Below are 6,371 nucleotides of genomic sequence, written 5' to 3' on the forward strand. Positions count from 1 at the left end.
CGACCGCCGAGGCTGATGAGTGGTCCATACGGCCCGGCGAAGTATTACCAACAATGGTGGCCGCGAGGTGAACTCGAGGTGATCAATGCGGGCTGAGATTCACCGGAGATATTTCCCCCGAATTCGGGGGAATAGGTCCCGGCGCACACGCATTTCTTCGGTCCGCCGACCCCGTTCCTGTACTGACTCGCCGAGGAGATTAACCACGCCTGACCAGCATGGCAACGTATGAAGTAGCGGAAAGATGAGTGAGGCGCATCACTTTGTCAACGATGCGTTTCGAATTCCATTTCGGGCACGTACCTGGCGGACCGGCAATTCCGAGGGGGCAGTGTTCACCCGGCGTTTCATTACCGTCAATGTCGCGGCACGTCCGATTTGCCGTCGGCAATCGTCTGCCGGGTCAGCCGTGGTGCGGGGGAACCTGTCGCCGCAGCCAGTCGTCGCCCGATGAGGCCTCGTCGGCCGAACCGTCGGAACGCTCGTCCCTGGTGGTCTCGGGCAGTACATCGCCGAAAATGCGCGCCAGCCGGGCCCGATCGATCGGGTCCCGGCTGGGGGTGTTCTCGGCGCGGTCGGTGATGACTAGTCCTCTATCCCGGAGAGCTCCCCGATCACGTGACCGGCGAGCGGGGTGAGCGTGGCCATCCCGTCGCGGATTGCCGCTCGGGACGATGCCAGGTTCACCACCAGGGTACTGCCGGACACCCCGACCAGCCCCCGGGAGAGCCCGGCGTCGAGCGCACCGGCGGCCAGTCCCGACGAGCGCAGCGCCTCGCTGATCCCCGGGATCTCCCGGTCGAGCACCGCGGCGGTGGCGTCCGGGGTGACGTCGCGGGGCGAGACCCCGGTTCCACCGACGGAGATGACCAGGTCCACACCACCGATCACCGCGGTGTTGAGCGCGTTGCGGATCTCGACCTCGTCCGCGGACACCGCAACGGTCGCGTCGACGAAGAAACCGGCCTCCCCGAGCAACTCCGTGACCAGCGGTCCGATCGCGTCGACCTCTGCACCGTGGGCGGCGCGGTCGTCGACGATCACGACGAGGGCCCGGCCGGCAAGTGTGGCTTCGATGTCCATGACTCCTACGGTAGTGCCCAGCTCCGGGGTCGGTCCCGACCGCCCGTGAATCCGACGGATCGCGGCGGACGAACGGCCGCGCTGCTGCGCGCGGCCGTTCGCCGGGTACATCAGCGTCCGCCCTGCGTCGGGGCAGTGCCGAGGGTGACCTCGACGGTCTTGCCGCCCAGACCCTTCGCGTCTGTGTAGGTGATCTCCACCTTGTCCCCCGGCGCGTGGGAACGGATCGCCGCGATCAGTGCGTCACCGCTGTCGATGACCCGATCGTCGACGCGGGTGATCACCACGCCCCCGGGGATCCCGGCCTGTTCGGCGGGGCCACCCGGCGAGACGTCCTTGACGCCTGCCCCGTGCGAATCGTCGTTGGAGGCCACCGTGACGCCGATGATCGCCTGCGAGGCCTTGCCGGTCTTGCTCAGCTCGTCGGCGATGCGGCGGGCCTGGTCGACGGGGATCGCGAATCCGAGGCCGATCGAGCCGCCCTGCTGGCCGCCCGCCTGGGCGCCGCCGAGGGTGGCGATCGCCGTGTTGATGCCGATCAGCCTGCCCTCCATGTCGACCAGCGCGCCGCCGGAGTTGCCGGGGTTGATCGCGGCGTCCGTCTGGATGGCATCGATGACCGTGCTCTGGTTGGCCGCCTCCCCGCTGGTGGACACCGGGCGGTTCAGGGACGAGATGATGCCACTGGTGACGGTGCCCGCCAGCCCCAGCGGCGACCCGATCGCCACGACGCCCTCGCCGACCTGGAGATCGGCCGAGCTGCCCAGCTCGATGGGGGTCAGGTCGGTCTTGCCCTCGACCTTGATCACCGCGAGATCCGACATCGGATCGGTGCCGACCAGCTTGGCGGCGGCGGTGGACCCGTCGGAGAACGCGACCATGATCTTGCCGTCCGGGCCCGCACCCGCCGCGACGTGGTTGTTGGTCAGGATCAGCCCGTCCGAGGACAGGATGACGCCGGAGCCCTCGCCCTCGGCCCGGTTGCCCGCGACCTGGATCTGCACCACGCTGGGGAGCACCTTCTGGGCCACTGCCTGTACTGACCCCGCGGGCGCGTTCGCGGCCTGCTTGGCGCTTGCCTTCGGGGCGTTCAGCGAGTTCGTCACCGGGCCGCCGCCGTCGCCCGAGGCCCAGGCGCCTGCGATCCCGCCGATGCCGCCGCTGACCAGGGCCAGGGCGATCGCCCCCGCGGCGATGGCGGCGCGCGAGGACTTGGGCTTGGCGACGGCGCCGGTCGTGGCCGCGTCCATGGTCGGGGCGGCACCTGCCGCGGTCGGGTACTGCTCGGTCGGCCGGTACGCACCGTACGGGGCCTGCTGGTATCCCTGCTGCTGGTACGACTGCTGGTACTGCGGGTACGCCGCCGTCGCGTCGGCGGACGGCGGCTCGTAGCCCGCCTGCGGCATTCCGACGGTCGGCGCGGTCGACTGATGGATGGGCTGCGGCTGGGCCTGCTCGTTGGTGGGCGGCGTGTGATTCGGCTGGCGGTCGTCGGTCATCGCTGGCTGGTATCCGTTTCTCCCCTGTGCGCACCTGAGCGCACTGCGTTCTATCTCGTTGCTCACGACTGTGCACGAGCGGTCTGAGAGGGTCCTGAGATCAGGCTGTCAGTTTGCCGAGATCCTGCCGTTCGCCTGGTCCCCCGGCACGAATTCGGCCTCGCCCGGCAGCACGATCGTGATGAGCGCGCCGCCGCGCTCGGACCGACCCGCCTCGACCGTTCCGCCGTGTTTGACCACGACCTGCCGGACGATCGCCAGACCAAGCCCGGATCCGGGCATCGATCGGGCCGCGGTCGACCGGTGGAACCGCTCGAACACCAGCTGCCGGTCCTCCTCCGGGATGCCCGGGCCCGCGTCGGCGACGGTCAACGCGAGGTGGCCGCGATCGAGCTGCTGCATCCGGACCCGGACCGCCTGGCCGGGCGGGCTCCACTTGGCCGCGTTGTCGAGCACGTTCAGCACCGCCCGCGCGAGTCCCGCGCCGTCGCCGTAGACGAACCACGGGGTCGTCTGGGCCTCGAAGTCCACCTCGTTGCGCCGCCGACGGACCCGCTCGAGCGAGCGTTCCACGGTGTCGCTGAGGTCGATCCGCTCGTGCACCGTCTCGGGCGCATCCTCGCGGGCGAGATCGACGAGGTCGCCGACCAGGGTGGAGAGCTCTTCGATCTGCGCGATGACGTCGGCGCGCAGTTCGGCCATGTCCTCGTCCGGAATGTGCGGCGCCCCAGGTCGTCCCGAGGCGATCAGCAGCTCCATGTTGGTGCGGAGCGAGGTCAGCGGGGTGCGCAGTTCGTGGCCCGCGTCGGCGACCAGCCGACTCTGTCGGTCCCTCGACTCGGCGAGCGCCCGCAGCATCGTGTTGAACGACACGGTCAGCCGGGCCAACTCGTCGTTGCCGGTGACCGGGATCGGGGTGAGGTCGTCGGTGCGTGCCACCCGCTCCGCGGCCGCGGTGAGCCGAGCGATCGGGCGTAACCCGGTGCGTCCCACAGCCATTCCGGCGAGGGTGGCGAATCCGACGCCGCAACCGCCGACGATGAAGAGCACCCAGGCGAGCCGGTCGAGCACCGCCCCCGTCGCGGCCAGGCGTTGCGCGATCACAAGCGTGCTGCCGAGATTCGTCTTCTGGGTCAGCACCCGCTGACCGTCGACCGTGCGCAGGGCGGAGTCGTGTTCACCCCTGGCCACGGACATCTCGGCGTCACCGATCGGCGCGTTCGATCCGGGCGGCATGTACACGTTCAGATCCGGGAAGATCAGCGCGACACTGATGTCGTTGGAGTAGAAGGTGGCCAGCGAGATGTACCGGAAGTCCATCGCGTCGAGGTTGTTGTCGATCAGGGTGGCCGAGCGGGTACGCAGCTGCGAGTCGACGTCGGCGTAGAGCGCGCGTGAGACCACCGCGTACGCGGCAACGGCCATCACCGCCACCGCGATGGCCACCACCGATGCCGCGAGCAGGGTGACCCGCCAGCGCAATGACACCGACCGGGTCAACGGCATCGGTGGCCGCATCTCGGGCATCGGCGTCGGCTCGCCGTTGGCGCCGCCTGCGTTCGTCGCGGCGCCGTTCCTGCCGAAGGGGGCAACCATCACGGGGGCGTCTCCCGGAGCACGTAGCCGACACCGCGAACGGTGTGAATCAGGCGAGATTCCCCCTCCGCCTCGGTCTTTCGCCGGAGGTAGCCCACGTACACCTCGAGCGCGTTGCCCGAGGTCGGGAAGTCATAGCCCCACACCTCCTCAAGGATGCGGCTGCGGGTGAGCACCCGGCGCGGATTGGCCATCAGCATTTCGAGCAGCGAGAACTCCGTGCGTGTCAGGCTGATCGAACGGCCTGCCCTGGTGACCTCGCGGGTGACCGGGTCGAGAGTGAGATCCTCGAACGCCAGCGCCTCCGACTCGTCGCCCACGCCGGGGGTGGCGCGACGCAGCAGCGCACGCAGCCGGGCGAGCAACTCCTCGAGCGCGAACGGCTTGGGCAGGTAGTCGTCGGCTCCGGCGTCGAGGCCTGCCACCCGCTCCGACACCGAATCCCGCGCGGTCAGCACGAGGATCGGCAGGTCGTCCCCGGTGCTGCGCAGACGACGGCACACCTCGAGTCCGTCCAGCCGGGGCATCATCACGTCCAGGACCAGTGCGTCGGGCCGCGACGCCGCGACCTTCTCGAGCGCATCCACACCGTCGACGGCGAGGTCGACGGTGTAGCTGTTGAAGGTGAGGGAGCGGCGGAGGGATTCCCGCACGGCACGGTCGTCGTCGACCACCAGAATGCGCATGGTCACAGTTTGAACCCACGAACTGAGATCTCGCTGAGAGGGGTCCGGGCGGGGGCGGTCATTTCGTGATCTCAGCCCTCCGAGATCCGGGGGCCCGGCAGGTTCCAGTGCCGCCACAGGGCGAGCAGCCGGATCGTCGAGGCGGAGACGGTGCCCACCACCAGCCCGACGTCCGGAGTGAGCCCGAACTCCAGGAACGCCACCGTCACCGTCGAACCGACCAGCGCGGGCACCGCGTACAGGTCGCGGTGCAGCAGCAGCGGCATCTCGTTGACGAGCATGTCGCGCAGGACGCCGCCGCCGATCGCTGTGGTCGCACCGATCAGGCAGGCGGCCTGATTGCTTGCGCCTGCCGCGAACGCGATGACCGCGCCGCTGCTCGCGAACAGACCCATGCCGACCGCGTCGAGCACCAGGATCTCGCGGCGCAGCTTGGAGACCGTCGGGTGCAGGAAGAAGACCACCAACGAGGTCAGCAGCGCGGTGGTGAACATCGGCCAGGTGTTCAGCGCGGTCGGCGGATGGATGCCGAGGAGCACGTCCCGGATGACACCACCGCCGATCGCGGTGAACACCCCGAGCAGACACACCCCGAAGATGTCGAGGCGCTTGCTGACGCCGACGAGGGCGCCGGAGGCGGCGAACGCCACGACGCCGATCAACTCCAGCACCTTGAGCAGCACCGGTCCAGGGTGCCACGGGCGGTCCGCACCCCGGTCCGCAGACGCGCTGCCCCGACCTCCCCAATGTCACATCGATTCGTGCTGAGTGAACCAATGTGACATTCGGACAGTGTCGGATCAGCACCCGTCGAGCAGCGACGAGGAGCGCACGGCCGCCCGAGCCGCCCTGCAGCGTCTGCCGCGCGACGCCAGTCCGGTACGATTGCGAAATCGTGACGCTGCGGACGGACGTCCGCGAGGTCACCTACGGAAATTCGGCTTGTCCCGCGTGCGCGTTCGCGAGATGGCCCATCGTGGGGAACTGCCAGGCGTCCGCAAGTCCAGCTGGTAATTCGAGCCGTAAGGGAAGCAATGGCAGTCAAGAGAGCCCCGTCCAAGAAGCCGCGCGGCGCCGACGCGGGCCGCAAGCCCAAGAAGAACCCGCTCTTCGCGGCGAAGATCACGCACGTCGACTACAAGGACGTGAACCTGCTCCGCACGTTCATCTCCGACCGCGGCAAGATCCGCAGCCGTCGCGTCACCGGCCTGACCCCGCAGCAGCAGCGTCAGGTGGCCGTCGCGGTGAAGAACGCCCGCGAGATGGCCCTGCTGCCGTTCACCAGCACCAGCCGGTAGTCAGCGCAGAAGCCGAGGCCGCGCAGTCCGCAAGGACTGCGCGGCCTTCTGCGTTCCCGGGCGGTGGTGCCAGTGCCCCATCGCCGAGCGGGCACTTACCCGCGCCCGCACTCGCGCAGATTCATATGGTCAGAGCAACAACTGATCATGAGGGGGTCGGCCGGTGGGATTGGCGCGTAATCGGAAGTTGTTTCGGCTCGTGTGTCGGG

At 69.0% G+C, this 6,371-nt stretch carries 6 protein-coding genes and 1 pseudogene; 2 read left to right on the plus strand and 5 right to left on the minus strand.

All coding sequences use genetic code 11. The features are described 5' to 3' along the window. Window positions 1-585: 585 nt before the first annotated feature. The 5 genes from ACFXMV_RS22120 to ACFXMV_RS22140 all read right to left on the minus strand — a co-directional run bounded on the left by ACFXMV_RS22120 (window position 586) and on the right by ACFXMV_RS22140 (window position 5,547). Window positions 586-1,083 carry a molybdenum cofactor biosynthesis protein B gene (locus ACFXMV_RS22120; RefSeq protein ID WP_378500802.1) on the minus strand — a complete coding sequence of 166 codons (498 nt, stop codon included), beginning with the start codon at window positions 1,081-1,083 and terminating at the stop codon, window positions 586-588. Between the two features lie 110 nt (window positions 1,084-1,193). Further along, complete coding sequence (locus tag ACFXMV_RS22125) at window positions 1,194-2,582, minus strand: S1C family serine protease (protein ID WP_378503606.1); 1,389 nt, start codon at window positions 2,580-2,582, stop codon at window positions 1,194-1,196. Window positions 2,583-2,690: 108 nt separating this feature from the next. Beyond that, window positions 2,691-4,178: an ATP-binding protein gene (locus tag ACFXMV_RS22130; RefSeq protein WP_378500804.1), complete on the minus strand. Its 1,488-nt coding sequence runs from the start codon at window positions 4,176-4,178 to the stop codon at window positions 2,691-2,693. Next, window positions 4,178-4,870 (minus strand): response regulator transcription factor, encoded by a 693-nt coding sequence (locus ACFXMV_RS22135; protein WP_378500800.1) that lies wholly within the window; start codon window positions 4,868-4,870, stop codon window positions 4,178-4,180. The genes ACFXMV_RS22130 and ACFXMV_RS22135 overlap by 1 nt, the downstream gene beginning before the upstream one ends. 65 nt (window positions 4,871-4,935) lie before the next feature. Continuing rightward, on the minus strand, window positions 4,936-5,547 hold the full coding sequence (locus ACFXMV_RS22140) for a trimeric intracellular cation channel family protein (RefSeq protein WP_378500799.1): 612 nt from the start codon (window positions 5,545-5,547) through the stop codon (window positions 4,936-4,938). A 124-nt stretch (window positions 5,548-5,671) separates the two neighbouring features. On the opposite strand from ACFXMV_RS22140, the pseudogene rpsN reads away from it, so the two are divergent. Together rpsN and rpsR are read left to right on the plus strand one after the other, a co-directional pair. Then, window positions 5,672-5,878 (plus strand): annotated as a pseudogene (gene rpsN, locus ACFXMV_RS22145) (30S ribosomal protein S14); the annotation flags it as partial. A 20-nt stretch (window positions 5,879-5,898) separates the two neighbouring features. Continuing rightward, the gene (rpsR, locus tag ACFXMV_RS22150) at window positions 5,899-6,162 is read left to right on the plus strand and encodes a 30S ribosomal protein S18 (RefSeq protein ID WP_027500792.1); all 264 of its coding nucleotides are present in this window, start codon (window positions 5,899-5,901) and stop codon (window positions 6,160-6,162) included. The last annotated feature ends 209 nt before the right edge of the window (window positions 6,163-6,371 follow it).

Source organism: Rhodococcus sp. NPDC059179, assembly GCF_042754885.1.
Taxonomy (GTDB): Bacteria; Actinomycetota; Actinomycetes; order Mycobacteriales; family Mycobacteriaceae; genus Rhodococcus_G.

Coding starts and splice junctions, on each gene's coding strand:
- ACFXMV_RS22120 (WP_378500802.1), bottom strand. CDS start 1,083: ATGGACATCGAAGCCACACTTGCCGGCCGGGCCCTCGTCGTGATCGTC.
- ACFXMV_RS22125 (WP_378503606.1), bottom strand. CDS start 2,582: ATGACCGACGACCGCCAGCCGAATCACACGCCGCCCACCAACGAGCAG.
- ACFXMV_RS22130 (WP_378500804.1), bottom strand. CDS start 4,178: ATGGTTGCCCCCTTCGGCAGGAACGGCGCCGCGACGAACGCAGGCGGC.
- rpsR (WP_027500792.1), top strand. CDS start 5,899: ATGGCAGTCAAGAGAGCCCCGTCCAAGAAGCCGCGCGGCGCCGACGCG.